Origin of the sequence: Streptomyces sp. NPDC005722 (assembly GCF_040630935.1) — a bacterium.
In the GTDB taxonomy this organism is placed as follows: Bacteria; Actinomycetota; Actinomycetes; order Streptomycetales; family Streptomycetaceae; genus Actinacidiphila.
The window spans coordinates 1-23,074 of the sequence record NZ_JBEXYN010000043.1 but is presented as its reverse complement, the minus strand read 5'-3'; the positions used below and the strand labels follow the sequence as shown (position 1 = coordinate 23,074).

Here is a 23,074-nt window from a genome sequence, read left to right as displayed (position 1 = left end):
GGCCCTTGTTGGGGGCGGGGCGGCACCGGGATCCCGTCGTCCGGGTCAGGGACGGACGACGAGCTGGAAGGACTGCGCGGCGGAGCCGTCGCAGGTGCGCTGGACGAGTTGGGTGCCGCTGGGGTCGCCGGTGGGGGCGGTGAGGCACTTGCCGCTGTGGCGGGCGGTGAAGTGGTAGCGGCCGCCGGACTCGGCGACCGGCTTCCACTGCTGGTTGGCGCCGCCGCCGTACGTCCAGAGCTGGAGCGGGGCGTTGTCGGCGGTGGAGACGTCCGTGACGTCCACGGCCTTGGTGGTGTCGTTCCGGGCGGCCAGGCGGGCGTACCCGCTGTCGGCGGACAGCACGCGGAAGTCCTGCGCGGTGGTGGAGTTGCAGGTGTACTGCTGGACCACGGTCCCGTTGGCCGCGGCGGCGGCCCGGGCGTCCACGCAGCGGCCGCTGCCGGCGTTGACCAGGGAGTACCAGGACGTCTCGGAGATCGGGTCGGTGGGGGCGGGGTCGCCGGTGGAGCCGGTGCCGAGCCACTTGAGCCCGTCGAGCAGGAAGGTGTTCTGGGTGGCGCTGGCGAAGGTCGACGACAGCCGGGTGTTCGTGTCGTAGTTCATCGCGTTGTGGCCGAAGTTGGCGTACAGCATGCGGTACTTGGTGTTGGTCCACAGGATCGGGTAGTAGCCGCTGTACCAGGACTGGTTGGGGTCGGTGCCCAGGGGGAAGCTGACCGGGTCGACGGACGCCAGGACGTCGATGTCCGGGTTGTTGCGCAGGTCGTTGCTCCAGCTGTACCACTCGCTCACCGACGAGGTGAACGTCGCCGGCAGGTGCGAGGTGGCGGGGTGGACGCGGTCCTCGACGCGCAGCGTCGCGGCGGTGGGGCCCCAGGTGTTCGAGCGGAAGTTGCCGCTGCCCAGGAACTGGTTGTAGTACCAGGGCCAGCTCTGCGCGTTGTCGGTCCAGGCCGAGACGTGGAAGCCCATCCAGGCCCCGCCGCCGCGCATGTACGCCTCGAAGCCGGAGCGCTGGGCGGCGCTCTGCGGGGCGTCGTCGAGGAACAGGACGACCTGGTACTGCTTCAGGGCGGCCGCGTCGGTCAGCAGGTTCCAGTTGGTCGTCGAGGTGTACGTGAAGCCGTTGGCGGCCCCGGCCTGCGGGAACCACTGGTTGGCTTCCTTGACGAAGTCGATGTGGGCCGCGTCCCAGGTGCCGTTGTAGAACGCCAGCACCTTGAAGGGGGCGGCGGCCGGGGCGGACGTGGCGGGGGCCGCGACGGCGCCCAGGAGGACGGCGAGCAGCAGTAACAGGCGGGCGGCGGCGCGCCTCGCGGCGCTCGTGGCACGGGTCATGGGGGGAGGTCCTTCCCGGTCGGCGGGCGCGTGTGGGGGGCGCCGGTGGGGGGAGCGGGGGTGGGGGGAGGCGGTGGGGAGGCCTTCGTCAACTCGTGATTTAAGGTGTGAAGGAAGGGTGCAGTCAAGACTCTGGTACAGACCAGTACGGTCCGTGCAGGTGGCCGCGTTGATCAGCACTTCCTGAAGGGCGGTCAGGGCCCGCGGGCCCAGTGGGGTGGCCCACCGGGCAGGGCGCGTTCAAGTGTTGTCCGGCCCAAAGGCGCCGGGGCCCGCCCGCCGCGTCCCGCCGTGCCGTCCCGCATCGGCCACCAGCAGCACAAACACCCTGGCCGCGCGTCGAGTTGAGGCCCTACCACGAATCCGGCGGCGTTCGAAATCCGTAGCGCGACCTCTTGACGTGTCCGCTGCGGAAGCCTAACTTCACGCCGTGAAGAAAGGTCGTTCCGACCTTTGAGCTGCTGTCGCACGGCCGGGCGCCCACGCCCGGGCCACCCCCCACCCCGTCGTGACACGTCATGCCGCCGCACGCTTCGGCATGCCCGCTCACATCCCCCCACGGCGCCGCGCCCCGCGCGGCACAGGAGTCGTCCATGAGAACCCTCGGAGCGCCGCCCCGCGGCGTCCCCGGACGCGGCCGCGCCCGGCGCCGCGTCGTACCGCTCGCGCTCGGCGCGCTCTTCGCCTCGGGCCTGTCAGCCGTCGTGCTGACCGCCCCGCAGGCGCAGGCCGCCACCCTCCCCACCGGCTGGGTGACCGTCGCCGCCAAGCACAGCGGCAAGTGCGTCGACGCCGCGGCCGCCGCCACCGCCGACGGCACCGCCGTGCAGCAGTACGCGTGCAACGGCACGACCGCGCAGCAGTGGCAGTTCCAGGCGACCAGCGACGGCTACGTCCGCGTCAACAACCGCAACGACGCGAGCAAGGCCTGGGACGTCACCGACGTCTCCACGGCGGACGCCGCACCGGTCCAGCTCTGGTCGTACTCGAACGGTGCCAACCAGCAGTGGTTGCCGGTCGAGGAGGCCGGCGGGAGCTACCACTTCGTGAACCGCAACAGCGGCAAGTGCCTCGACGTGCCCGCCGCCTCGGTCGCCGACGGCGCCCGCATGCAGCAGTACACCTGCAACGGCACCGCCGCGCAGTCCTTCAGCCTGGGCTCCACCGACGCCCCGCAGAACCCGCCGGGCACCCCCGACCTCGGCCCGAACGTCTCGGTCTTCGACCCGTCGATGTCCTCGGCCGCCATCCAGGGCCGGCTCAACCAGGTCTTCGGGCAGCAGGAGTCGAACCAGTTCGGCTCCCAGCGCTACGCCCTGCTCTTCAAGCCCGGCAGCTACAACGTGGACGCCAACGTCGGTTTCTACACCCAGGTCGCCGGTCTCGGCCTCTCGCCGGACGACGTGACGATCAACGGCGCGGTCCACGCCGAGGCCGACTGGTTCCAGGGCAACGCCACCCAGAACTTCTGGCGTTCGGCGGAGAACCTCTCCGTCAACCCGGCCGGCGGCACCGACCGCTGGGCGGTCTCGCAGGCCGCCCCGTACCGCCGGATGCACGTCCGCGGCAACCTGCAGCTGGACGACGGCGGATGGTCCAGCGGCGGACTGATCGCCGACTCCAAGATCGACGGCCAGGTGCGCTCCGGCTCGCAGCAGCAGTGGCTGTCGCGGAACAGCCAGTGGGGCAGCTGGACCGGCTCCAACTGGAACATGGTCTTCGTCGGTGACGTGAACGCGCCCGCGAACACCTTCCCGAGCCCGCCCTACACCACCGTCGCGCAGTCCCCGGTGACCCGCGAGAAGCCGTTCCTGTACGTGGACCAGGCCGGCGCCTACAAGGTCTTCGTCCCCTCGCTGCGCACCAACACCCAGGGAACGACCTGGGCGGGCGGCAGCCCCGCGGGCAGCTCGCTGCCGATCGACCAGTTCTTCGTCGTCAAGCCCGGCGCCACCGCCACCGACATCAACGGCGCGCTCGCCCAGGGCAAGAACCTGCTCTTCACGCCCGGCGTCTACCACCTCAACCAGACGCTGAACGTCAACCGCGCCGGCACCGTCGTCCTCGGCCTGGGCCTGGCGACCGTCATCCCGGACAACGGCATCACCGCGGTGAACGTCGCGGACGTCGACGGCGTCAAGATCGCCGGGCTCCTCATCGACGCGGGCACCACCAACTCGCAGACGCTGATGCAGGTCGGCCCCGCCGGCTCGGCCGCGCGGCACACCGCCGACCCGACCTCGCTGCACGACGTCTTCTTCCGCATCGGCGGTGCCGGCGTCGGCAAGGCCTCCCAGAGCCTGGTGGTCAACAGCTCGGACGTCATCGGCGACCACATGTGGCTGTGGCGCGCCGACCACGGCAGCGGGGTGGGCTGGAACAGCAACACCGCCGCCAACGGCCTGATCGTCAACGGCACGAACGTGACGATGTACGGGCTGTTCGTGGAGCACTACCAGCAGCACCAGGTGATCTGGAACGGCAACGGCGGCCGCACGTACTTCTTCCAGAACGAGATGCCGTACGACCCGCCCAACCAGGCGGCCTGGATGAACGGTTCCACGAGGGGCTACGACGCCTACAAGGTCAGCCCCTCGGTGACCAGCCACGAGGCCTGGGGCCTGGGCAGCTACTGCTACTTCAACGTCAACCCGTCCGTCGTCGCCGACCGGGCCTTCGAGGTGCCCGCGGTGTCCGGGGTCCGTTTCCGCGACATGGTGACGGTCTCCCTCGGCGGCACGGGCACGATCAGCCACGTCATCAACAACAGCGGGGGGCCGTCCAACTCCGCGAACAACGTGGCCAACCTCGTCTCCGGTCCCTGACCCGGCCGGACGACAGCAGGCGGGGTCTCCGCCGTCCGCACGGCGGGCGGCGGCGACCCCGCCACCAGGCATGCCCGCGCGCCCCCAGGCCGCCGTCGAGGCTCCCAACAAGCTGCTGACGCAAGGGGTATTGACGTGAGGCTGGTCTAGTCCATACCGTCATCGGCCATCAGCTGTTCATGTAGTGAGGCGACGTTCACCTACATGAACGGCTGTCCAGACCCCCCACCCCGCTCCTCCCCCCAACGGCTTGCCCCCCACGACGCGCACTCCGGTCGCGCACACGAAGGAGCCGTCCCGTGCTGAAATCCGCCGTCAGAGCCCTCACCGCCGCCCCCGCCGTCCTCGCGATGGCCGCCACCGCAGTCGTCGCCACCGGCGGCTCCGCGAGCGCCGCAGCCAACCCCGGCCCCGGCTTCCCCGCCCACTACGCCGCGCCCTACGTCGAGACCTGGAACTCGCCCTCGGCGATGACCAGCGTGCGCAACGCGACGGGCCTGAAGTACTTCACGCTCGCCTTCGTCATCGACGGCGGCGGCTGCAACGCCATGTTCAACGGCGACACGCCCGTGACCGACGCCGGCTGGACCTCCGCGGTCAACTCCCTGCGGGCCGCCGGCGGCGACGTCATCGTCTCCTTCGGCGGCGCCTCCGGCACCGAGATCGGCCTGTCCTGTTCGAGCGTGTCCGCGCTCAAGGCCCAGTACAAGAAGGTCGTCGACGCCCTCAACCTCACCCGCATCGACCTCGACGTCGAAGGCAGCGCGATCGCCAACACCGCGGCCAACGACCGCCGCAACAAGGCCCTCGCCCAGCTCCAGCAGGAGTACGCGGCCGCCGGGCGCAAGCTCGACGTCCAGTACACCCTGCCGTCCATGCCCAACGGCCTGGACGACAACGGGACGAAGCTGCTCTCCAACGCCAAGAGCAACGGGCTGAACGTCAACCTCGTCAACATCATGACGATGGACTACTACGACGGGACCCGCGACATGGGCAAGGCGGCCACCGACGCCGCCACCGCCCTGCGCGGCCAGCTCGGCGCGATCTGGCCGGAGAAGTCCGACGCCCAGCTGTGGGCGATGGAGGGCAACACCCCGATGATCGGGGTCAACGACGACACCAGCGAGATCTTCACCACCGGCAACGCCACCACGCTCGCCAACTTCGCCAAGTCCAAGGGCATCCAGGAACTCGCCTTCTGGGCGCTCGGCCGCGACAAGGCCTGCGCCACCAACGGCCAGCTCTCCGACAGCTGCAGCGGCACCCCGCAGAGCGCCTGGCAGTTCTCCTCCGTCTTCAACACCGTGACCGGCGGCGGCACCACCCCGCCGCCCACCGGCTCCACCGGCCAGGTCACCGGCCTCGGCGGCAAGTGCGTCGACGTCGCCGCCGCGAGCAGCGCCAACGGCACCGCCGTCCAGATGTACGACTGCAACGGCACCACCGCGCAGCAGTGGACGGTGGGCACCGACGGCACCCTGCGCGCCCTCGGCAAGTGCATGGACCTCACCGCCGCCGGCACCGCCAACGGCACCAAGGTCCAGCTCTACGACTGCAACGGCACCGGCGCCCAGGTCTGGCAGCGCGGCAGCGGGGACACCCTGGTGAACCCCGTCTCCGGCAAGTGCCTGGACGTCACCGACAAGTCCACCGCCAACGGCGCCCGGCTGCAGATCTGGACCTGCGCCAGCGGCACCAACCAGCAGTTCCACCTCCCGGCCTGACGGCCCCACCGCCGCCGCCCGGCGCACCGCGGATCCGCGGCGCGCCGGGCGGCCGCATGCCAGGATCGGGACGTGACCGACGACCAGGCACCCGTGACCGCCGAAGCCCTCCGGGAACGCATGCGCTCCGCGCCCGTCCTCGCCGGGCCCCTCCCGGCCTTCGACCCCGCCACCGCAGGACCGGCACCGGGGCCGCTGTTCGCCCGCTGGCTGGCGTACGCCCTCGACGACGGGGTCCCCGAGCCGCACGTCATGACGCTCAGTACGGCGGACGCCGGCGGCCGGCCCTCCGCGCGGGTCCTCATGCTGCGCGGCGTCGACCTCGACGGCCCCTCCTTCGACTTCGCCTCCGACGCGGGCAGCCGCAAGGGCCGCGACCTGACGGACCGCCCCTACGCCGCGCTCAGCTGGTACTGGCCGCGGCACGGCCGGCAGGTCCGGGTGACCGGACCGGTCGGGACCCTGGACCGCGCCGCCGCCCGCCGCGACTTCCTCGGCCGCCGCGAGGCCTCCCGTGTCGCCGGCTTCACGGGAACGATGAGCGCCCCGCTGGAGGGTCGCGCCGCGTACGAGGAGGCCCGCCGCCGGGCCACCGGGCACGTCGCCGCCCACCCCGACGACGTGCCCGAGGGCCACACCGTCTACCGCCTCGTCGCCGACGAGGCCGAGTTCTGGCAGGCCGCCCCCGCGCAGGGCCACGTCCGCCTCCGCTACACCCGCGACCCGGCCGTTCCCGACGGCTGGGCGCGCGGGCTGCTCTGGCCCTGACCCCTCAGGGCAGGTGCCGCACGCCCGCGGGGGTGGCGGCGGCGCGGACACGGGCGGCGTCCTGACCCGGCGGGGCGCCGAACAGACGGCGGTACTCGCGGTTGAACTGGGTGGGACTGGCGTAGCCGACGACGTGGCCCACGCCCGCGACGTCGTCGGGCCGGGCCACGAGGAGCGAACGGGCCTCCTGCAGCCGGATCTGCTTCTGGAACTGCAGCGGGCTCATCGTCGTCACGGCGCGGAAGTGCCGGTGGAAGGCGGACGGGCTCATGCCCGCGAGGCGGGCCAGGTCGTCGACCCGCATGGGCTCCGCGTAGTTGTCGCGGATCCAGTGGATGGCCCGGCTGACGTGCGACAGCCCGCTGTCGGCCAGGCCGATCTCGCGGACCATGGCGCCGTGCGGCCCGGTGAGCAGCCGCCACAGGATCTCCCGCTCGACCATCGGGGCGAGCACGGGGGCGTCCGCGGGATGGTCGAGCAGCCGCACCAGCCGTACGACGGCGTCGAGCAGTTCCGGTCCGGCCCCGCCGGTGGCGAGCGCGGGCGGCGCGGACGTGGCGCGGGCCCGGCGGCCGGGCGGTGCCTCCAGCAGCAGCGGGGCGATGGCGGCCGCCCGCAGCACCATCCCCATGCCCAGTGCCGGGTCCCGCGCGCTCACGTCCAGGTAATGGCCGGTGACCGGCAGGACAGCGGTGACCAGCAGGTACTGCCCCGCCCGGTAGTCGTGCACCTCCTCGCCGAGCAGCAGGCGCTTGCCACCCCGGGCCATGACGACCAGCAGCGGCTCGGTCAGCGAGTAGTCCGGTGGGGCCGTCGCGACCCGGGACAGCAGCAGTCCGTCGACCGCGGTCCGCAGGGAGGGCCGGGCGTGCGTCGCGATGAGGTCGCGGAGCTCGGCCAGGAGGAGTCCGGGAGGGGTGCGCACCCCCTCACCGAACCACCCGCGGACAGGGCCGGGCAAGCCCGATCCGGGCGAAGTCGGCAGGATCGGGCAAGAGCCCGCGAGGATCGGTCTACCCCGCCGCAGCGGCCTCCCGTTGCATGGAGAGCACCGAATCCGACGCACAAGGGAGCACGAACATGCCGCTCGACCACTACGTCACCCTCGGCCGGTCCGGGCTGCGGGTCAGCCCCTTCGCCCTCGGCGCGATGACCTTCGGCGAGGACCCCGGCGGCGCCGGGTGCGGCGTCGAGGAGTCCGAGAAGATCCTGGCGACCTACCTGGACCGCGGCGGCAACTTCGTGGACACCGCGAACTTCTACACCAACGGCCACTCCGAGCGGATCCTCGGCGACTGGTTCGCCGCGCACCCCGGACGCCGCGAGCACGTCGTGCTGGCGTCGAAGTTCTTCACCAACCTGTTCCCCGGAGACCCCAACGGCGGTGGCGCGGGCCGCGGTTCGATCGTCGCCCAGCTCGACGAGACCCTGCGCCGGCTGCGGACCGACTACCTGGACCTGTACTGGCTGCACAACTGGGACCGGCACACGCCGATCGAGGAGACGATGCGCACCCTCGACGACCTGGTGCGCGTGGGGAAGATCCGCTACGTCGGCTTCTCCAACACCCCCGCCTGGCTGACCGCGCAGGCGCAGACCACCGCGCTGCTCAAGGGCTGGACCCCGCTGATCGCGCTGCAGGTGGAGTACTCGCTGCTCGCCCGCACCGTGGAGGGCGAACTCGCCCCGCTCGCCCTCGACCAGGGCATGGCGCTCGTGCCGTGGAGCCCGCTGAAGAACGGCTTCCTGTCGGGCAAGTACCGGCGCGGCGGCACGGTCGCCGACTCCGCGCGCACGGCGTTCGTTGGCGGCCCCGGGGAGGACGAGTACCCCGTCATCGAGGAGGTCGCCGCCGTCGCCGACGAACTCGGCACCACCTCGGCCGCGGTGTCCCTGGCGTGGCTGCGGGCCCGCGAGGGCACCGTCGTCCCGATCGTCGGCGCCCGGCGCCTGCAACACCTCGAGGACAACCTCGCCGGCCTCGACACGGTCCTCACGCCGGAGCACCTGCGGCGCCTGGACGAGGTGTCCGCCCCGGTCCTGGGCTACCCGGCGCCCCTGCACGGGGCGATGCGGGCGATGCTGCAGTTCGCGGGCACCACGGTCGACGGCGAGACGTCCGCGGTGTACCCGCCGCTGCTGCAGAGCGACGTCCGCTACTGAGCGTTCGTGCGGCGCGCGGACCCGGACCCGTTCCGGGGCCGCCGTCATCCCTGAGGAGGACGCCGCGTACGGGCGCACCCGACCCGCGCAGGACGCCGGAACGGTACCGCGCGGCGATGCCGCGGGGCGGTGCGGGCTGATGGGGTGGAGGGCGTGCACTGGAACGACTCGCGGCTCGGGGCCGAGCTGCGCACGGTGACCGCCGCGGCCCGGCGGCGCGCCACGAGGGACGGGGACCGCCAGGTCGACACCGCGCACCTCCTGCACTCCCTCCTCGAGGCCGACCCGCGGGCGCGCGACGCCGTCGACGGGGCGGCGGGAGCGGCCGGCGGCAGGCGGGTGGCACGCGTCCTCGGCTACCTCGCGCAACGCACCATCGGCTACGGCATCGCCTGGCGGGAGACGGTGGAGGACGCCGGCTCCGGGACCGTGCTCGCCGCCGTGGACGCGCCCGGCTGGAGCCCGGCCGCCGCCGCGGCCCTGCGCGCGGCCGCCGTCCAAGCCGGGGAGCGGGGTGCGTCACGGGCGGAGGGTACCGACCTGCTCGCCGCGCTCGTCGCCGACGCGGGGAGCCGGGCCGCGCAGGTGCTGAGGTCGGCGGGGGTCGAACCGCGGGTCCTGGCCGCCCGCCCGCCGTCGCCGAGCGGCGAGGAGGACAGCCGCTACCGGGATGACGGTCCTGTCGCGAGCTGACATCATGGCCCGATGCATGTCTCTCAGGGGAGGAACGCCGGGCTCTGGCTCGCGCTGGTTTCCGCGTTCGCGTTCGGCGGTTCGGGGGTGGCGGCGAAGCCGCTGATCGAGGCGGGCCTCGACCCGCTGCACGTCGTGTGGCTCCGGGTGACCGGCGCCACGCTCATCATGCTCCCCGTGGTGCTGCGGCACCGGGCGCTCCTGCTGCGCCGCCCCGGCCTGCTGCTCGGCTTCGGCCTGCTGGGCGTCGCCGGGGTCCAGACCCTCTACTTCGCGGCGATATCGCGCATCCCGGTCGGCGTCGCGATCCTCGTGGAGTTCCTCGGCCCGGCGCTGCTGCTCGGCTGGGTGCGCTTCGTCCAGCGCAAGGCCGTCAGCAAGGCCGCCGCGATCGGGGTCGTGCTGGCCGTCGGAGGCATGGCGGCGGTGGTCGAGGTGTGGTCCGGGCTCGCCTTCGACCCGCTGGGCCTGGCGCTCGCCTTCGGCGCCGCCTGCTGCCAGGTCAGCTACTTCGTGCTGGCCGACCACGGCAGCGACGGCGACGACGCCCCGGACCCGGTCGCCGTCATCGCGTACGGCCTGACCATCGGTGCCGTGGTGCTGACCGCCGTCTCCCGTCCGTGGTCGATGGACTGGTCGGTGCTCACACGGCAGGCTGCGCTCGGGGAGACGGACGTGCCCGCGATCCTGCTCGTGGGCTGGGTCGTGCTGGTGGCCACCGTGCTCGCCTACCTGACCGGTGTGGTCGCCGTGCGGCGGCTGTCGCCGCAGGTGGCCGGCGTCGTGGCCTGCCTGGAGGCGGTGGTCGGCACCGTGTTCGCGTGGGTGCTGCTGGGCGAACACCTCGGCGTCCCGCAGATCATCGGCGGCACGCTCGTGCTGGCGGGCGCCTTCGTCGCCCAGACCGCCAAGAAGCAGGGGACGACCACGGTCATCGCCTCCGGCACCCCGTCCGACGCGGACACCACGAACCCCCGCACGCAGCCGGTGTAGCGCGGCGCCGGTGGGGCGGGGGCGGTGGGGCGGCGCCGGTGGGGCGGGGGCGGTGGGGCGGGGGCGGTGGTGCCGGTTCTTCGGCTGTCCCGCCGTCTCGCGCCCTGCGGGCGCACTGCGCGGGCTGCGGGTGGGAGGGTGGGGGCCTGCTTTGTTCGCAGTGTGCGGGTGGGTGCGTGGCTGGGGTTCAGGCGCCGGAGCGGGGTGGGTTGTTCCTTTGGCCCGGGTCTCGTTGCCGTCCGCGGGTGCAGATGGCCGGTGACCACGCCCACGGTTCGTGGGTGGCGCGCCCGCCGTAACCGGCGTCTGCGGGTGCTTCCCCGATCCGAGATCGGGCTCTGTTTCGACGGCTATACCGCTGAAAGCGGGCCCGATCTCCCGCCGACCGCCCAGGCGGCACCCCGAAATACCCGCAGTCGCGGGTTACGGCGGGCGCGCCCACCACCCACGGATGGCGTGGAAGCGGCCATCTATACCCGCGGACGGCAACGAGACCGACACCGCCGGAGCGGAGACCCGCTCCGGCGCCTGAACGCCGGCCCCCACCCACTCGCACACTGCCGACCGCCCCCGGACCGCCACCCTCCCATCCGCAGCCGGCGCTGTGCGCCCGCAGGGCGCGAGACGAACCCGCACCCACCCATCCACCCAACCAACCACCCACCCCCACCCCCGTCACCACGCCACCCGACCGACGCCTGTCCCGCGTTCCCCTACAACCCTTTCTTCCCACGGTGTGTCAAAGACGGTGCCGGAGAAGGAAACGGGCTCTTTCCGGGACACCCCCGCACCGCCCGGTCGTTCTTGAGCGAAGGAGCCGCTCATGCGCAAGAACCGCTCGGCTGCGGTCACCGCGGCGTCATTTCTCCTCATCACGGGCGCGGCCATCGCCACCGCGCCCGCCTCGTTCGCCGGGACCCCCGGCGGCACCCACGCGAGCGATCGCAACCGGGACTTCAACGGCGACGGGTACGAGGACGTGCTGACCGGCGCGCCCGGCGCCACCGTGGGCGGCCGTTCCGGCGCCGGTGTCGTCACCGTGCAGTACGGCGGCCCCAAGGGGGTCACCACCAGCGCCAAGGTCTTCAGCCAGAACACCTCCGGCGTGCCCGGCGCCGCCGAGACCGGGGACGCCTTCGGCCAGGCCGTGGCCAGCGGCGACCTGGACGGGGACGGGTACGACGACGCCGTCGTCGGCATCCCCGGCGAGGACCTGGTCGGGGTCGGCGCCGACGCGGGCGGCATCGTGGTCCTGTGGGGCTCGGCGAAGGGGCTGTCCGGCGCCGCGAGCGACTGGCTGCAGTCCGTCAGCGCCATGAAGGGCGACCGGTTCGGCAGCGCCCTGGCCGCCGGGCACTTCACCACCTACGTCCCGGGCGACCTGCTCGCCGTGATCGACAGGGTGGGGCTGTCGATCTTCCAGTACGAGTCCGTGCCGCAGGCCGCCGCCCGCAAGGGCGGGGACGCGGGGACCTTCACGCCCTTCAAGGACCGGCGGCGCACGCCGCTCGCCCGGCAGGCGGAAGGCCCGGGCATCGCGCCCACCTCGCTGACGACCGGCGACTACGACGACAACGGCCTGGCCGACATCGTGGTCTCCGGCCTGAGCCTGGGCGCCGAGCCGGGCCACGGCTGGTCGTACGTCATCCTCAGCGACGACATCGACCCGCTGCCCGTCACCGCCCTGCGCGGCGGCCCCGTCGTCGCCTCCGGCGACGTCAACGGCGACGGGTTCGACGACCTGGTCACCGGCGAACCGCACAGCCCCGACGACGGCGGCGCGTCGATGACCGGCGGCATGGTCGGCGTCTACTACGGCAGCCCGGACGGGCCGGCCGGGCAGGAGGGCCCGGGGAGCCCGCCCGTCTGGTGGACCCAGGACAACCCCGGCGTGCCGGGTGTCTCCGAGCGCGGTGACGGCTTCGGCTCCGACCTCTCCGTCGGCGACGTCAACCGCGACGGCTACGCGGACGTCGCGATCGGCGCCTCCGGCGAGGACATCGGCAGCGTCGCCGACGCCGGGGCCGTGTGGGTGCTGCGCGGTTCGGCGCGGGGCCTGACCACCGCCGGTGTCCTGGACGTCAACCAGAACACCACTGGCGTCCCGGGCGGCGCGGAGAAGGCCGACAAGTTCGGCGCCCAGGTCTCCTTCACCGACCCCAACCGCGACGGCTACTTCGGTCTGCTCGTCGCGGCCCCGGGCGAGAACACCGACGACGGTGTGGTGTGGGTGTTCTCGGCCGGCGCCGGCGGCCTCAAGCTGCCGGGGAGCTGGACGTACGGCGGGGGTTCGCTCGGCGCGCCGTCTCAGAACGCCCGGTTCGGCGCGGCGATCGACGACTGACCGGGCTGCCCGAGGCGGTGCGACTGCCGGGTCCGGGCGGCCTCGTCGCCCGGACCACCCCGCTCGGCCAGCAGCCGGTTGACCCGCCACTGCGTCTCGCGCGGCCGGTTCCCGCCGAACTTGAACTTGGCGCGGACGTCGGTGACCTCCAGCCGGATCCCGCGGATGCCGGGCAGCATCCGGCCGAACGGCGCCTCGCCGGGGACGACGGGGGCGTGGTCGCCGCGCGGCTGGAAGTGGGCGAGCTGCCGGTGCAGCAGGTCCGCCTTCTCCTGGGGGTCGTCCACGAGGTGGGCCACGCACAGCAGTTGCACGGCGGCGTAGTAGCTGGTGGGCGTCCCGTGCTCGGGCGGGGTGCCCTCCGGGGCGTGCCATGGGCCGGGGATGAAGGTGTAGTCGTCGACGACGCTGAGCGTCACCCGGGGGTGCGCCTCCAGCGCGGGCCACAGCGGGTTGGGGCGGGCGAGGTGGGTGACCGCCTCGCCCCGTCCCGCGTCGTAGGCGAAGTGCAGCGGCTGGACGAACGGGGGCTCGCCGTCGAGGCCGTTGACGGCGAGCTGGCCGAAGTCGTGTGCGGCGAGCCAGTCCTGCCACTCGGCCTCGTCGACGGCGGCGTCCCAGGGGTGGACGAGCATGTGCGGGGCTCCTTTCAGCGCGCGGTGAGGTAGCCGGGGACGGCGATCGACGGGTCGAGGTCGTCCGCGGGTTCCGGCGTCCCGTAGGCGCGGGTGACGGGGAGCACGCCCGTCCAGTGGGGGAGTGCCAGGTCCTCGGGGTCGTCGCCGGGGCCGCCGCTGCGCACCTTGGCGGAGACCTCGTCCAGGTCCAGGGCGATGACGGCGGTGGCGGCCAGTTCCCTCGCGTTGGCGGGGCGGGAGTCGGCGGCGCGGCCGGGCACGATGTGGTCGACCAGGGCGTCCAGGGCGGCGGAGCGCTCGGCGGGGTCGGTGACCTGGCGGGCCACGCCGTGCACCACCACCGAGCGGTAGTTGATCGAGTGGTGGAAGGCGGAACGGGCCAGCACGAGACCGTCCAGGTGCGTCACGGTCAGGCAGACCGGGAGCCCGGTGTCCTCGCCGGCGCCGCGCAGCGGACGGGAGCCGGTGGAACCGTGCACGTAGAGCCGCTCGCCGACGCGCGCGTAGAGGGTGGGCAGCACGACCGGCGCGCCGTCGCGGACGAAGCCGAGGTGGCAGAGGTAGTCCGCGTCGAGGATCGCGTGCACCAGGTCGCGGTCGTACGAGGCCCGCTCGCGGCTGCGGGTGGGGACGGTGCGGTCGGTGGGAGCGTACGCATCGGCAGCGGAGGGCGTGGCGGACATGGCGCGATCCTTTGCACTAGTGCATAATGCTTTTTGTGCTAGGAGAGTACACGTTCACCGGCCGGGGCGCAGCGGACATCGCGGCGAGCGTCGAACGGGCCATCGGGGAGGGCGTCCTCGCGCCCGGTGCCGCGCTGCCGCCGCTGCGGGAGCTCGCCGCCGGACTCGGCGTCAACCCCAACACCGTCGCCGCCGCCTACCGTCTGCTGCGCGACCGCGGCGTCATCGAGACCGCGGGCCGGCGCGGCAGCCGCGTGCGGCGGCGTCCGGCGACCACCGCGCGGGACGAGCTCCGCCTGGAGGTGCCGCCGGGGGTCCGGGACCTGTCCACCGGCAACCCGGACACCGCGCTGCTGCCCCCGCTCGGGGAGGCGCTGGCCGAGGCGGCCGCGCGGAACGCGCAACGGCCCATGCTGTACGGGCACGCCCCGGTCGACGAGGAGCTCGCCGCCCTGGCGCGGGCCGCCTTCGACGCCGACGGCGTGCCGGCGGGCCCGGTCGGGCTCACCTCCGGCTCGCTGGACGCGATGGAGCGCGCGCTCACCGCCCACCTGCGGCCCGGGGACGCCGTGGCGGTGGAGGACCCCGGCTGGGGCAGCGTCTTCGACCTCGTCCCGGCCCTGGGCCTGCGCGCCGTCCCGGTCGGCGTGGACGACGAGGGCCCGCTGCCGCAGGACGTGGACGCGGCCCTCCGGCAGGGCGCCCGGGCGCTGATCGTCACCGACCGCGGCCAGAACCCGACCGGCGCCACGCTCTCCGCGGCACGCGCCGGCGCGCTGCGCGCCGTCCTGGGCGGCCACCCGCAGGTGCTGGTCATCGACGACGACCACGTCAACGGCCTGACCGAGCTGCCGCTGCACCCGCTCGCCGGCAGCACCGCGCACTGGATGCTGGTCCGCTCCACCGCGAAGGCCTACGGCCCCGACCTGCGGCTGGCCGTGCTCACCGGCGACCCGGTCACCGTCGACCGGGTCCGCGGGCGCTACCGGCTCGGACCCGGCTGGGTCAGCCACCTCCTGCAGCGCACCGTCGCGCACCTGTGGCGCACCGGCGCGGTCGACGTCCCCGCCGTCTCCGCCGCGTACGCCGCGCGCCGTGACGCGCTGGTGCGGGCGCTGGACGGCCTCGGCGTCGCGGCGCACGGCCGCAGCGGCATGAACGTGTGGGTCCCGGTGCCGGACGAGACCGGGGCGGTGGCCCGGCTGCTGCAGGCGGGCTGGGCCGTGGCGCCCGGCGCGCGCTTCCGGCTGCAGTCACCGCCGGGCATCCGCATCACGATCTCGCCGGTCACCGCGGACGAGGTACCGGCCCTGGCCGACGCCGTCGCCGCCGCGGTCCGCCCGCACCGCGCGGGGCGCTTCGGCTGACGGCGAAGGTGGTTCAGCCCGCCGGGCGGCGCTGGGTCAGTGCCGCGCCGGCGAGCACCACGAGGGCGCCGACCGGCTCGTTCCACGTCAGGTGCTCGTCCAGCAGCGCGACACCGGCCGCGGTCGCGATGACCGGGATGAGGTAGGTGACCATCGTGGCGATGGTCGGGCCCTTCTCCGCGACGATCCCGTACTGGAGGAGGAAGGCGATCCCGGTGCCCAGCGCGCCCAGCGCGACCACCGACAGCGTCGGCCAGAGCGGGAACGAGCCGGGCACCGAGGTGAACAGCGGTGTCAGCACGGCCAGTTGGACGGTGCCGAGGAAGAGCTGCGCGGAGGACATCGACAGGGCCGAGTTGCCGCTGCCGCTCAGCGTGCGGCGCACGTATATCCAGCCCACCGCGTAGCTCGCCGAGGCGCCCAGCGCCATCGCGGTGCCCGCGGGGTCCGTCCCGGAGAAGCCCTGCCAGGCGCCCAGCACGGTCAGCACGCCGACGAAGCCGATGCCGACGCCCGCGACCCGCTGCCGGGTCGGCTTGTCGTCCGAGAGCGCGACCACCGACAGCACCATGCTCCACAGCGGGGTCGTGGCGTTGCAGATGCCCGCGAGCGTGGACGGGATGGTCAGCTCCGCGTACGCGAAGAGCGTGAACGGAATGGTGTTCAGCAGAAGCGCGGCCACGGCCATGTGCCCCCAGGCGCGAGCGCCGCGCGGCAGCCGTTCCCGCTTCACGGCGAAGGCCGCGGCCAGCACCGCGGTGCCGAACGCCATGCGGCCGAGCGCGACCTGCAGCGGGGCGTAGGCCTCGGTGCCCACCTTGATGAACAGGAAGCTGAAGCCCCAGATGAGCGCGAGCACGGCCCAGTTGACCCGCCAGTCCACGACGCGACGGCGACGCCCGGCGGTGGCCGGGGCGGCGGCGCCGGCGACGGCGGGAGCGGGCGGGGCGTCGGCGGGGGAGGGGACGGCCTCGGCGGCCGGGCGGCGGGTGCTGGGTGCGCTCATGGCCATCACGATGACGGATTGAACCTCTTAGGACAAGCGAGAAAACCTCCCGGCGATCACGTAGTGTTGCTTACATGTTGAATCTCGAGCGCCTGCGCGTCCTGCACGCGATCTCCACCTACGGTTCGGTGAGCGCCGCGGCGGACGTCCTCCACGTGACGACCTCGGCCGTCTCCCAGCAGATGGGCAAGCTCGAGCGCGAGACCGGGCAGACCCTGCTCGCCAAGAACGGCCGCGGGGTCCGGCTCACCGACGCGGGCCGGCTGCTGTCCGGGCACGCGGGCCGCATCCTCTCCCTCGTCGAGCTCGCCCACTCCGACCTGGAGGCCCACCGCGGCGCCGCGGTCGGCGAACTGCGCATGGGGGCCTTCCCCACCGCGGTGCGCGGACTCTTCCCGCAGGCGCTCGCCGCGACGCGGCGCGAGCACCCCAAGCTGCGCGCGATGGTCCACGAGATGGAGCCCCAGGACGCGCTGGCCCGGCTCGTGCGCGGCGACATCGACATGGCGGTCGTCCTCGACTGGTACAACAAGCCGCTCTCGCTGCCCGGCGGCCTGGCCAAGGAGCCGCTGCTCGACGACATCGCCGACGTGGTCGTCCCCGAGGGCCACCCCCTGGCCGGCCGTGCCGAGGCCGACCTCGGCGAACTCGCCGACGACGACTGGATCGCCTGGCCCGACGGCGGCTTCTGCCACGAGTGGCTGCTGTTCACGCTGCGCGGCAAGGGCGTGGAACCCCGCATCGCCCACCACGCCGAGGAACACCCCACGGTCCTCGCCCTCGTCGCCGCCGGCCTGGGCGTCGCCGTCGTCCCGCGCCTGGGCCGCGGCCCCCTGCCGGCCGGGGTCCGCGCCATCCCGGTGCGCCACACCATGAAGCGCCACATCTACGCCGTCTGGCGCTCCGACGCCGACCGCCGCCCCGCCATCCGCGCCGCCGTCGAGGCCCTCCGCCGGGCGGGGGAGGACGTGGCGGCCGCCGACGTCTGAGATCCCTCGGGGACGCGGTGCTGCGCGTGCCCTAGGCGAGGCCCGGCATTTTGCGGAAGTCCCAGGAGACGACGGAGTCCGGGGTCAGGCGGAGCCAGGCGTGGCGGCCGTCGTGGGGCATGGACTCCAGGCCGAAGTTCTTGGCGGCGAACAGCCGCTCGGGCGCCTCCAGCGCGGGGTGGGGGTCGCCGGTGCGGGGCGCCTCGCCCACGAACTCGACGGTGCCGGAGAGCTCGACGCCGCGCAGCTCGCCGTACTCCGTACCGTCGTCGACGACGACCGCGACGCGCGGGTCACGCCGGAGGTCGGCCCAGCGGCGGCTGCGGACGATGGAGTACAGCCACAGGGACGTCCCGTCCCAGACGAACCACAACGCGCCCACGTGCGGGCGGCCGTCGGGCGAGACGGTGGCGACACGGCAGGTGCGCTGCTCGCCGAGGAAGGCGTCGACCTCCTCCGGGGTCATCATGATCCGGCGTCCGCGGCGTTGTGCGACGGTCATGCGCGCCCCCACTTCCCAGTCTGACGTTCCGTCAGATACGGTCACCCGGGACGACGGTAGGGCACCCGTGCGCGAGGGGGCAAGCATGGCGGACGGCGACCGGCAGCGGAGGCTCGACGCGCTCCTGACCCCCCGGTCCACCGCCGTGCTCACCGTGGAGTGCCAGCGCGGGGTGGTCGGCCCGGGCGGCGCGCTCCCGGAACTCGCGGCCGCCGTGCGCGACGGCGGGGCGCTCGACGCCACCGCACGGCTGGTCGCCGCGGCCCACGCGGCGGGCGCCACCGTGGTGCACGCGGTCGCCGAACGCCGCCCCGACGGCCGCGGGTCCAGCCGCAACGCGCGGATCTTCCGCGCCGCCGAGCGGCTGCCCGTCCTCCAGGTCGCCGGCACGCCGGCCGTCGAGCTCGCCGAGGAGATACCGGTCGGTGCCGGCGACCTCGTCGTACGACGGCTGCACGGGCTGTCGCCGGTCGCCGGCACCGGCCTCGACGCCGTGCTGCGCAACCTCGGCGTGCGCACGGTCGTCGTCACCGGGGTGTCGGCCAACGTGGCCGTTCCCAATGCCGTCTTCGACGCGGTCAACCTCGGCTACGAGGCGGTCGTGCCCGGCGACGCCATCGCGGGGGTGCCGCAGTCGTACACCGCCGACATGCTGCGGTACACCCTCGCGCTCGTCGCCACGGTCACCACAGCCGACGAGGTCATCGGCAGCTGGGAACGGTCCGGGCCGGGTCCGGACTCAGGCCAGGGCCACTGAGTCCCCCTCCACCTTGATGTTCGCCGCTGCCAGCGGCTGGGTCGCCGGGCCGTTGGCCACGCTGCCGTCCTTGATGCTGAACTTGCTGCCGTGGCAAGGGCAGTTGATCGTGCCGCCCGCGATCTCGTTGACGGCGCAGCCCTGGTGGGTGCAGATCGCGGAGAAGGCCTTGAAGGAGCCCGCCTCGGGCTGGCAGACGACGACCTTCTTGTCCGCGAAGATCTTGCCGCCGCCCACCGGGATCTCCGAGGTCTTGGCCAGCGCCGCCTCGGCCCCGCCGCCGGCCGGGGCCGACCCCCCGGTGCCCTGGTCGCCGCCGTCCTGCGGCGGCGCGGCCGGGCTGTAGGCGCCCGCGGAGTCGTTGGAGTCGCCGCAGGCGGCCAGCGCGGCCGCGAGCCCCGCCGCGCCCACTCCCGCGACCACGGCGCGGCGGGTCGGAGCTCCTGCGATGCCAGTCGTCTCGGCCATGCGTCACACATCCTGTTGCCTCGTCCGTTCCGGACCGCCGTACAGGCGCCCGGGAGCGTGGGTCACGCCCTGCCCAGTCGTACGGACGAGATGGGTGAGCCGTTCAACCATCCCCCGGAAAATCACCCGGCGCGGCCGGCGGCGGCGCGCAGCGCCGAGAGCCGCGGTGCGTGCGGCACGATGGCCGGCCGGTAGTTGTGGCCGAGGCCGCCCACAGATGCTTGGAAGCACCTACCTGAGGGTTTTCGTCCGAACGATGGCGGTGTGCCGGGAGTGAGGCCGATACTGGCGGCTCCGCCGATCACCCGAGGGGGGCGTATGGCCGAGGATCCCGTACCCAAGCACATGACGATCACACTGGACTTCGATCTCCAGACCGCAGGGTCGACGGTTGGAGCACCGAGGGTCCGGGCGGCGTACGAGGCCGCCGCCGAGGCAGCCGTGACGGCCGCCATGGAGCAACTGCCTGAGGGAAGCGTCAAGGGCGTCACGAGCGAGATGAAGTGGTCGTACCGCTGGGATCACCAGCGCGACGTCCGCTACGAGCGCGAGCCCGCGTCGGAGTAGCGCGTCGCAGACGTGAGAGGAACCCCGGCCCGCGGATGCGGCCGGGGCCTCGGTCACCTCTCGGAGCCTCAAGAGGAACGTCGCCGGCATCGGCGATCGGATCCCGATGATTCCGGAGCTGACGGAGGCGCCTCGACGACCCTCCAGTCGACGGAGGCGTGTCGGCACGTTCCCGGCGCCGGGCGACGGCGTGGCGTGGCCGTGGGACACCGATCATTAGGATGCGTCCATGGAGGAAGTGACCGGGATCCGCTATGTCACGCCGTTGCGTGAGGGCGGATCGGTGCCCGGTGTCGTCGAGGCCGACGACCTGGGGACGTACGTGGTGAAGTTCGTGGGTGCCGCACAGGGCCGCAAGGCGCTGGTGGCGGAGGTGGTCGCGGGGGAGCTGGCCCGGCGGCTGGGGTTGCGGGTGCCGGTGCTGGTGCGGTTCCAGTTCGACCCGGTGATCGGGCTCGGTGAGCCGGACCAGGAGATCCAGGACCTGTTGAAGGCCAGCGGCGGCCTCAACCTCGGCATGGACTTCCTGCCCGGCGCGCTCGGCTTCGACCCGCTGGTCTTCGAGGTGGAGTCCGGCGAGGCGGGGCGGATCGTGTGGTTCGACGCGCTCGTCGGCAACGTCGACCGCTCGTGGCGCAACCCCAACATGCTGGTCTGGCACCAGGACCTCTGGCTGATCGACCACGGCGCCTCGCTGATCTTCCACCACAACTGGAAGGGCGCCGACCAGGCCGCCGACAAGCCGTACGACGCCGCGGACCACGCCCTCGCCCGCTTCGCGCCGGACGTCGAGGCCGCCGCCCGCGACCTCGCCCCGCGGGTGGACGAGGCGCTGCTGCGCGAGGTGACCGCCCAGGTCCCCGACGAGTGGCTGGTGGACGAGCCCGGTTTCGCGGACCCCGACGAGGTGCGGCGCGCGTACGAGCGGGTACTGCTGGCGCGTGCCGGCACCGTGGGGGAGCGGATCGTCCTGGCCCCGAAGCAGCAGGAGAAGCAGGCGCCGCCGGAGTGGCTGCGCACCTGGGTCGAGGGGAAGGCCGCCAAGTGAGCACGGCGAGCGGGCGCGATGTGTTCGAGTACGCGCTGGTGCGCGTGATGCCCCGGATCGAGCGCGGTGAGCTGATCAACGCGGGCGTGCTCGTGTACTGCCGCGCCAAGTCCTTCGTGGGCGCCCGCGTCCACCTGGACGAGACCCGGCTGCGCTGCCTCGACCCCGAGGTGGACGTCGCCGGCGTACGGGCCGCGCTGCGCGGTTACGAGGGGATCTGCGCGGGCGGTGCGCGGGCCGGGCAGGCGGCGGAGGACGATCCCGGGCGGCGCTTCCGGTGGCTGACGGCGCCGCGCAGCACCATCGTGCAGCCGGGCCCGATCCACACCGGGCTGACGGAGGACCCCGAGGCCGAGGTGGACCGTCTGCTGGATCTTCTGGTGCGCTGAGCCACATCGGCGCGGTGGGCGTTGACACAGGGTCACTGCACTCCTACGGTTTCGGCTACGGGACGTACTAAGCGGTCGCTCACCTGCGCGACCGCTCCCCACAGGGCTGAGGAGAGCAGATGTCGACCACCGAGCAGCGCGTAGCGATCGTGACGGGGGCGGCGCGCGGCATCGGCGCCGCCACCGCATTGCGCCTGGCCGCCGAGGGCCGCGCCGTGGCCGTGCTGGACCTCGACGAGACCGCGTGCAAGGACACCGTCGAGCAGATCACCAAGGCGGGCGGCCGGGCCGTCGCCGTCGGCGCCGACGTCTCCGACGAGGAGCAGGTCGCGGCCGCGGTCGCACGCGTCGCCGAGGAGCTCGGAGCGCCGACGATCCTCGTCAACAACGCGGGCGTGCTCCGCGACAACCTGCTGTTCAAGATGAGCGCGGCCGACTGGGACACGGTCATGAACGTGCACCTGCGCGGCGCCTTCCTGATGACCCGCGCCGTCCAGAAGCACATGGTGGACGCGAAGTTCGGCCGCGTGGTCAACCTGTCCTCGTCGTCCGCCCTCGGCAACCGGGGCCAGGCCAACTACTCCGCCGCCAAGGCCGGCCTGCAGGGCTTCACCAAGACCCTCGCGCACGAGCTCGGCAAGTTCGGCGTCACCGCCAACGCCGTCGCCCCCGGCTTCATCGCCACCGACATGACCGCCGCGACCGCCGCCCGCGTCGGCATGGGCTTCGAGGAGTTCCAGGCCGCGGCCGCCACCCAGATCCCGGTGCAGCGCGTCGGCAACCCGGACGACGTCGCCAACGCCATCGCCTTCTTCACCGGCGACGCCGCGGGCTTCGTCTCCGGCCAGGTGCTGTACGTGGCCGGCGGCCCGCTCGACTGACCCGCGACAGGAGACCCGCATCATGAGCACCCAGCCCGAAGACGGCCGCGTCGCGATCGTCACCGGCGCCAGCCGCGGCATCGGCTACGGCATCGCCGAGGCCCTGGTCGCCCGCGGCGACCGCGTCGTCATCACCGGCCGCAACGAGGAGGCGCTGAAGGAGGCCGTCGAACGGCTCGGCGCCGACCGGGCCCTCGGCGTGGCCGGCAAGGCCCACGACGAGGCGCACCAGGCGGAGGTCGTCGAGCGCACGATGGAGGCCTTCGGCCGCGTCGACTACCTCGCCAACAACGCCGGCACCAACCCGGTCTTCGGCCCCCTTGCCGAACTCGACCTCGGTGTCGCCCGCAAGGTCTTCGAGACCAACGTCATCTCCGCGCTCGGCTTCGCCCAGCAGACCTACCGGGCGTGGATGAAGGAGAACGGCGGTGCGATCGTCAACATCGCCTCCGTGGCGGGCATCAGCGCCTCCCCGTTCATCGGCGCGTACGGCATGAGCAAGGCCGCCATGGTCAACCTCACGCTGCAGCTCGCCTCCGAGATGGCGCCCGGCGTCCGCGCCAACGCCATCGCCCCGGCCGTGGTCAAGACCAGGTTCGCCTCGGCCCTGTACGAGGGCCGGGAGGAGCAGGCCGCGTCCGCGTACCCGCTGGGACGGCTCGGCGTGCCCGAGGACATCGGCGGCGCCGCCGCCTTCCTGCTCTCGGACGCGGCGGCCTGGATCACCGGCCAGACGCTGGTCGTGGACGGCGGCATCTTCCTCAACGCGAGCGTCGGCGCCTGAGGCTTGCGCTCGTCCGCACTCCAACGTGCACGGTCCCTGGTGCCGGCCGCCGAGGCCGCGGGCGGCCCCAGGGGCATGCCCCCCACCGCGGGGTGGGCACCCCCCGCGACCCCCCCCAGGCCGGCGGCGCCGGGCCCGAGA

Annotated in this window: 22 protein-coding genes; 15 read left to right on the top strand and 7 right to left on the bottom strand. The window is 73.4% G+C overall.

The genetic code is table 11. From position 1 onward, the window contains the following. Positions 1 to 45: 45 nt before the first annotated feature. The gene (locus tag ABZ479_RS33410; protein ID WP_500465052.1) at positions 46 to 1,341 is read right to left on the bottom strand and encodes a ThuA domain-containing protein; all 1,296 of its coding nucleotides are present in this window, start codon (positions 1,339 to 1,341) and stop codon (positions 46 to 48) included. Positions 1,342 to 1,934: 593 nt separating this feature from the next. Between ABZ479_RS33410 and ABZ479_RS33405 the strand changes: the two genes are divergently transcribed. From ABZ479_RS33405 to ABZ479_RS33395, 3 genes are all read left to right on the top strand, one after another. Next, positions 1,935 to 4,166, top strand: a complete 2,232-nt coding sequence (locus ABZ479_RS33405; protein WP_500465051.1) for a pectate lyase-like domain-containing protein — start codon at positions 1,935 to 1,937, stop codon at positions 4,164 to 4,166. Between the two features lie 299 nt (positions 4,167 to 4,465). Next, positions 4,466 to 5,893, top strand: coding sequence for an RICIN domain-containing protein (locus ABZ479_RS33400; protein WP_500465050.1), 1,428 nt, complete (start codon positions 4,466 to 4,468; stop codon positions 5,891 to 5,893). 72 nt (positions 5,894 to 5,965) lie between these two features. Continuing rightward, positions 5,966 to 6,661 carry a pyridoxine/pyridoxamine 5'-phosphate oxidase gene (locus ABZ479_RS33395; RefSeq protein ID WP_500465049.1) on the top strand — a complete coding sequence of 232 codons (696 nt, stop codon included), beginning with the start codon at positions 5,966 to 5,968 and terminating at the stop codon, positions 6,659 to 6,661. Positions 6,662 to 6,665: 4 nt separating this feature from the next. Here ABZ479_RS33395 and ABZ479_RS33390 read toward each other — a convergent pair whose 3' ends face one another. Next, the gene (locus ABZ479_RS33390) at positions 6,666 to 7,586 is read right to left on the bottom strand and encodes an AraC family transcriptional regulator (protein WP_500465048.1); all 921 of its coding nucleotides are present in this window, start codon (positions 7,584 to 7,586) and stop codon (positions 6,666 to 6,668) included. 155 nt (positions 7,587 to 7,741) lie between these two features. On the opposite strand from ABZ479_RS33390, the gene ABZ479_RS33385 reads away from it, so the two are divergent. From ABZ479_RS33385 to ABZ479_RS33370, 4 genes are all read left to right on the top strand, one after another. After that, the gene (locus tag ABZ479_RS33385) at positions 7,742 to 8,824 is read left to right on the top strand and encodes an aldo/keto reductase (protein ID WP_500465047.1); all 1,083 of its coding nucleotides are present in this window, start codon (positions 7,742 to 7,744) and stop codon (positions 8,822 to 8,824) included. A 153-nt stretch (positions 8,825 to 8,977) separates the two neighbouring features. Then, positions 8,978 to 9,517 (top strand): peptidase, encoded by a 540-nt coding sequence (locus tag ABZ479_RS33380; protein WP_500465046.1) that lies wholly within the window; start codon positions 8,978 to 8,980, stop codon positions 9,515 to 9,517. A gap of 12 nt (positions 9,518 to 9,529) precedes the next feature. Further along, complete coding sequence (locus ABZ479_RS33375; RefSeq protein WP_500465045.1) at positions 9,530 to 10,510, top strand: EamA family transporter; 981 nt, start codon at positions 9,530 to 9,532, stop codon at positions 10,508 to 10,510. An 823-nt stretch (positions 10,511 to 11,333) separates the two neighbouring features. Beyond that, the gene (locus ABZ479_RS33370) at positions 11,334 to 12,854 is read left to right on the top strand and encodes an FG-GAP repeat protein (protein WP_500465044.1); all 1,521 of its coding nucleotides are present in this window, start codon (positions 11,334 to 11,336) and stop codon (positions 12,852 to 12,854) included. Here the strand turns inward: ABZ479_RS33370 and ABZ479_RS33365 are convergent. Both ABZ479_RS33365 and ABZ479_RS33360 read right to left on the bottom strand, forming a co-directional pair. After that, the gene (locus ABZ479_RS33365) at positions 12,818 to 13,489 is read right to left on the bottom strand and encodes an FMN-binding negative transcriptional regulator (RefSeq protein WP_500465043.1); all 672 of its coding nucleotides are present in this window, start codon (positions 13,487 to 13,489) and stop codon (positions 12,818 to 12,820) included. The two genes, ABZ479_RS33370 and ABZ479_RS33365, sit on opposite strands and share 37 nt — an antisense overlap. A gap of 14 nt (positions 13,490 to 13,503) precedes the next feature. Then, complete coding sequence (locus ABZ479_RS33360; protein WP_500465042.1) at positions 13,504 to 14,175, bottom strand: pyridoxamine 5'-phosphate oxidase family protein; 672 nt, start codon at positions 14,173 to 14,175, stop codon at positions 13,504 to 13,506. A 35-nt stretch (positions 14,176 to 14,210) separates the two neighbouring features. Between ABZ479_RS33360 and ABZ479_RS33355 the strand changes: the two genes are divergently transcribed. Continuing rightward, a complete protein-coding gene (locus ABZ479_RS33355) occupies positions 14,211 to 15,542 on the top strand; it encodes an aminotransferase class I/II-fold pyridoxal phosphate-dependent enzyme (protein WP_500465041.1) in 1,332 nt (443 codons plus the stop codon). Positions 15,543 to 15,555: 13 nt separating this feature from the next. Here ABZ479_RS33355 and ABZ479_RS33350 read toward each other — a convergent pair whose 3' ends face one another. Beyond that, positions 15,556 to 16,548: a DMT family transporter gene (locus ABZ479_RS33350; protein WP_500465040.1), complete on the bottom strand. Its 993-nt coding sequence runs from the start codon at positions 16,546 to 16,548 to the stop codon at positions 15,556 to 15,558. A 74-nt stretch (positions 16,549 to 16,622) separates the two neighbouring features. Between ABZ479_RS33350 and ABZ479_RS33345 the strand changes: the two genes are divergently transcribed. Next, positions 16,623 to 17,537: a LysR family transcriptional regulator gene (locus ABZ479_RS33345; protein WP_499600873.1), complete on the top strand. Its 915-nt coding sequence runs from the start codon at positions 16,623 to 16,625 to the stop codon at positions 17,535 to 17,537. A 31-nt stretch (positions 17,538 to 17,568) separates the two neighbouring features. Here the strand turns inward: ABZ479_RS33345 and ABZ479_RS33340 are convergent, their stop codons facing one another. Continuing rightward, on the bottom strand, positions 17,569 to 18,039 hold the full coding sequence (locus tag ABZ479_RS33340; RefSeq protein WP_500465039.1) for a pyridoxamine 5'-phosphate oxidase family protein: 471 nt from the start codon (positions 18,037 to 18,039) through the stop codon (positions 17,569 to 17,571). Between the two features lie 85 nt (positions 18,040 to 18,124). Here ABZ479_RS33340 and ABZ479_RS33335 point away from each other — a divergent pair, with 85 nt between their 5' ends. Further along, complete coding sequence (locus tag ABZ479_RS33335; protein ID WP_500465038.1) at positions 18,125 to 18,796, top strand: isochorismatase family protein; 672 nt, start codon at positions 18,125 to 18,127, stop codon at positions 18,794 to 18,796. On the opposite strand, the gene ABZ479_RS33330 is transcribed toward ABZ479_RS33335, so the two are convergent. Continuing rightward, the gene (locus ABZ479_RS33330; protein WP_499600869.1) at positions 18,779 to 19,264 is read right to left on the bottom strand and encodes a Rieske (2Fe-2S) protein; all 486 of its coding nucleotides are present in this window, start codon (positions 19,262 to 19,264) and stop codon (positions 18,779 to 18,781) included. The genes ABZ479_RS33335 and ABZ479_RS33330 overlap by 18 nt on opposite strands. A 345-nt stretch (positions 19,265 to 19,609) precedes the next feature. On the opposite strand from ABZ479_RS33330, the gene ABZ479_RS33325 reads away from it, so the two are divergent. From ABZ479_RS33325 to ABZ479_RS33305, 5 genes are all read left to right on the top strand, one after another. After that, positions 19,610 to 19,831 (top strand): hypothetical protein, encoded by a 222-nt coding sequence (locus ABZ479_RS33325; protein WP_500465037.1) that lies wholly within the window; start codon positions 19,610 to 19,612, stop codon positions 19,829 to 19,831. A gap of 229 nt (positions 19,832 to 20,060) precedes the next feature. Further along, a complete protein-coding gene (locus ABZ479_RS33320) occupies positions 20,061 to 20,879 on the top strand; it encodes a HipA family kinase (protein WP_499600867.1) in 819 nt (272 codons plus the stop codon). Beyond that, positions 20,876 to 21,268 (top strand): DUF3037 domain-containing protein, encoded by a 393-nt coding sequence (locus ABZ479_RS33315; RefSeq protein ID WP_499600866.1) that lies wholly within the window; start codon positions 20,876 to 20,878, stop codon positions 21,266 to 21,268. Before ABZ479_RS33320 ends, ABZ479_RS33315 begins: the two co-directional genes overlap by 4 nt. 119 nt (positions 21,269 to 21,387) lie before the next feature. Next, positions 21,388 to 22,149, top strand: coding sequence for a 3-oxoacyl-ACP reductase FabG (gene fabG / locus ABZ479_RS33310; protein WP_500465036.1), 762 nt, complete (start codon positions 21,388 to 21,390; stop codon positions 22,147 to 22,149). A 22-nt stretch (positions 22,150 to 22,171) separates the two neighbouring features. After that, a complete protein-coding gene (locus tag ABZ479_RS33305; protein WP_499600865.1) occupies positions 22,172 to 22,933 on the top strand; it encodes an SDR family oxidoreductase in 762 nt (253 codons plus the stop codon). The last annotated feature ends 141 nt before the right edge of the window (positions 22,934 to 23,074 follow it).

Excerpts from the sequence above, each read along its gene's own strand:
- ABZ479_RS33410 (WP_500465052.1), bottom strand. The coding sequence starts at position 1,341 with ATGACCCGTGCCACGAGCGCCGCGAGGCGCGCCGCCGCCCGCCTGTTA.
- ABZ479_RS33405 (WP_500465051.1), top strand. The coding sequence starts at position 1,935 with ATGAGAACCCTCGGAGCGCCGCCCCGCGGCGTCCCCGGACGCGGCCGC.
- ABZ479_RS33385 (WP_500465047.1), top strand. The coding sequence starts at position 7,742 with ATGCCGCTCGACCACTACGTCACCCTCGGCCGGTCCGGGCTGCGGGTC.
- ABZ479_RS33375 (WP_500465045.1), top strand. The coding sequence starts at position 9,530 with ATGCATGTCTCTCAGGGGAGGAACGCCGGGCTCTGGCTCGCGCTGGTT.
- ABZ479_RS33370 (WP_500465044.1), top strand. The coding sequence starts at position 11,334 with ATGCGCAAGAACCGCTCGGCTGCGGTCACCGCGGCGTCATTTCTCCTC.
- ABZ479_RS33365 (WP_500465043.1), bottom strand. The coding sequence starts at position 13,489 with ATGCTCGTCCACCCCTGGGACGCCGCCGTCGACGAGGCCGAGTGGCAG.
- ABZ479_RS33360 (WP_500465042.1), bottom strand. The coding sequence starts at position 14,175 with ATGTCCGCCACGCCCTCCGCTGCCGATGCGTACGCTCCCACCGACCGC.
- ABZ479_RS33350 (WP_500465040.1), bottom strand. The coding sequence starts at position 16,548 with ATGAGCGCACCCAGCACCCGCCGCCCGGCCGCCGAGGCCGTCCCCTCC.
- ABZ479_RS33345 (WP_499600873.1), top strand. The coding sequence starts at position 16,623 with ATGTTGAATCTCGAGCGCCTGCGCGTCCTGCACGCGATCTCCACCTAC.
- ABZ479_RS33340 (WP_500465039.1), bottom strand. The coding sequence starts at position 18,039 with ATGACCGTCGCACAACGCCGCGGACGCCGGATCATGATGACCCCGGAG.
- ABZ479_RS33335 (WP_500465038.1), top strand. The coding sequence starts at position 18,125 with ATGGCGGACGGCGACCGGCAGCGGAGGCTCGACGCGCTCCTGACCCCC.
- ABZ479_RS33330 (WP_499600869.1), bottom strand. The coding sequence starts at position 19,264 with ATGGCCGAGACGACTGGCATCGCAGGAGCTCCGACCCGCCGCGCCGTG.
- ABZ479_RS33325 (WP_500465037.1), top strand. The coding sequence starts at position 19,610 with ATGACGATCACACTGGACTTCGATCTCCAGACCGCAGGGTCGACGGTT.
- ABZ479_RS33320 (WP_499600867.1), top strand. The coding sequence starts at position 20,061 with ATGGAGGAAGTGACCGGGATCCGCTATGTCACGCCGTTGCGTGAGGGC.
- fabG (WP_500465036.1), top strand. The coding sequence starts at position 21,388 with ATGTCGACCACCGAGCAGCGCGTAGCGATCGTGACGGGGGCGGCGCGC.
- ABZ479_RS33305 (WP_499600865.1), top strand. The coding sequence starts at position 22,172 with ATGAGCACCCAGCCCGAAGACGGCCGCGTCGCGATCGTCACCGGCGCC.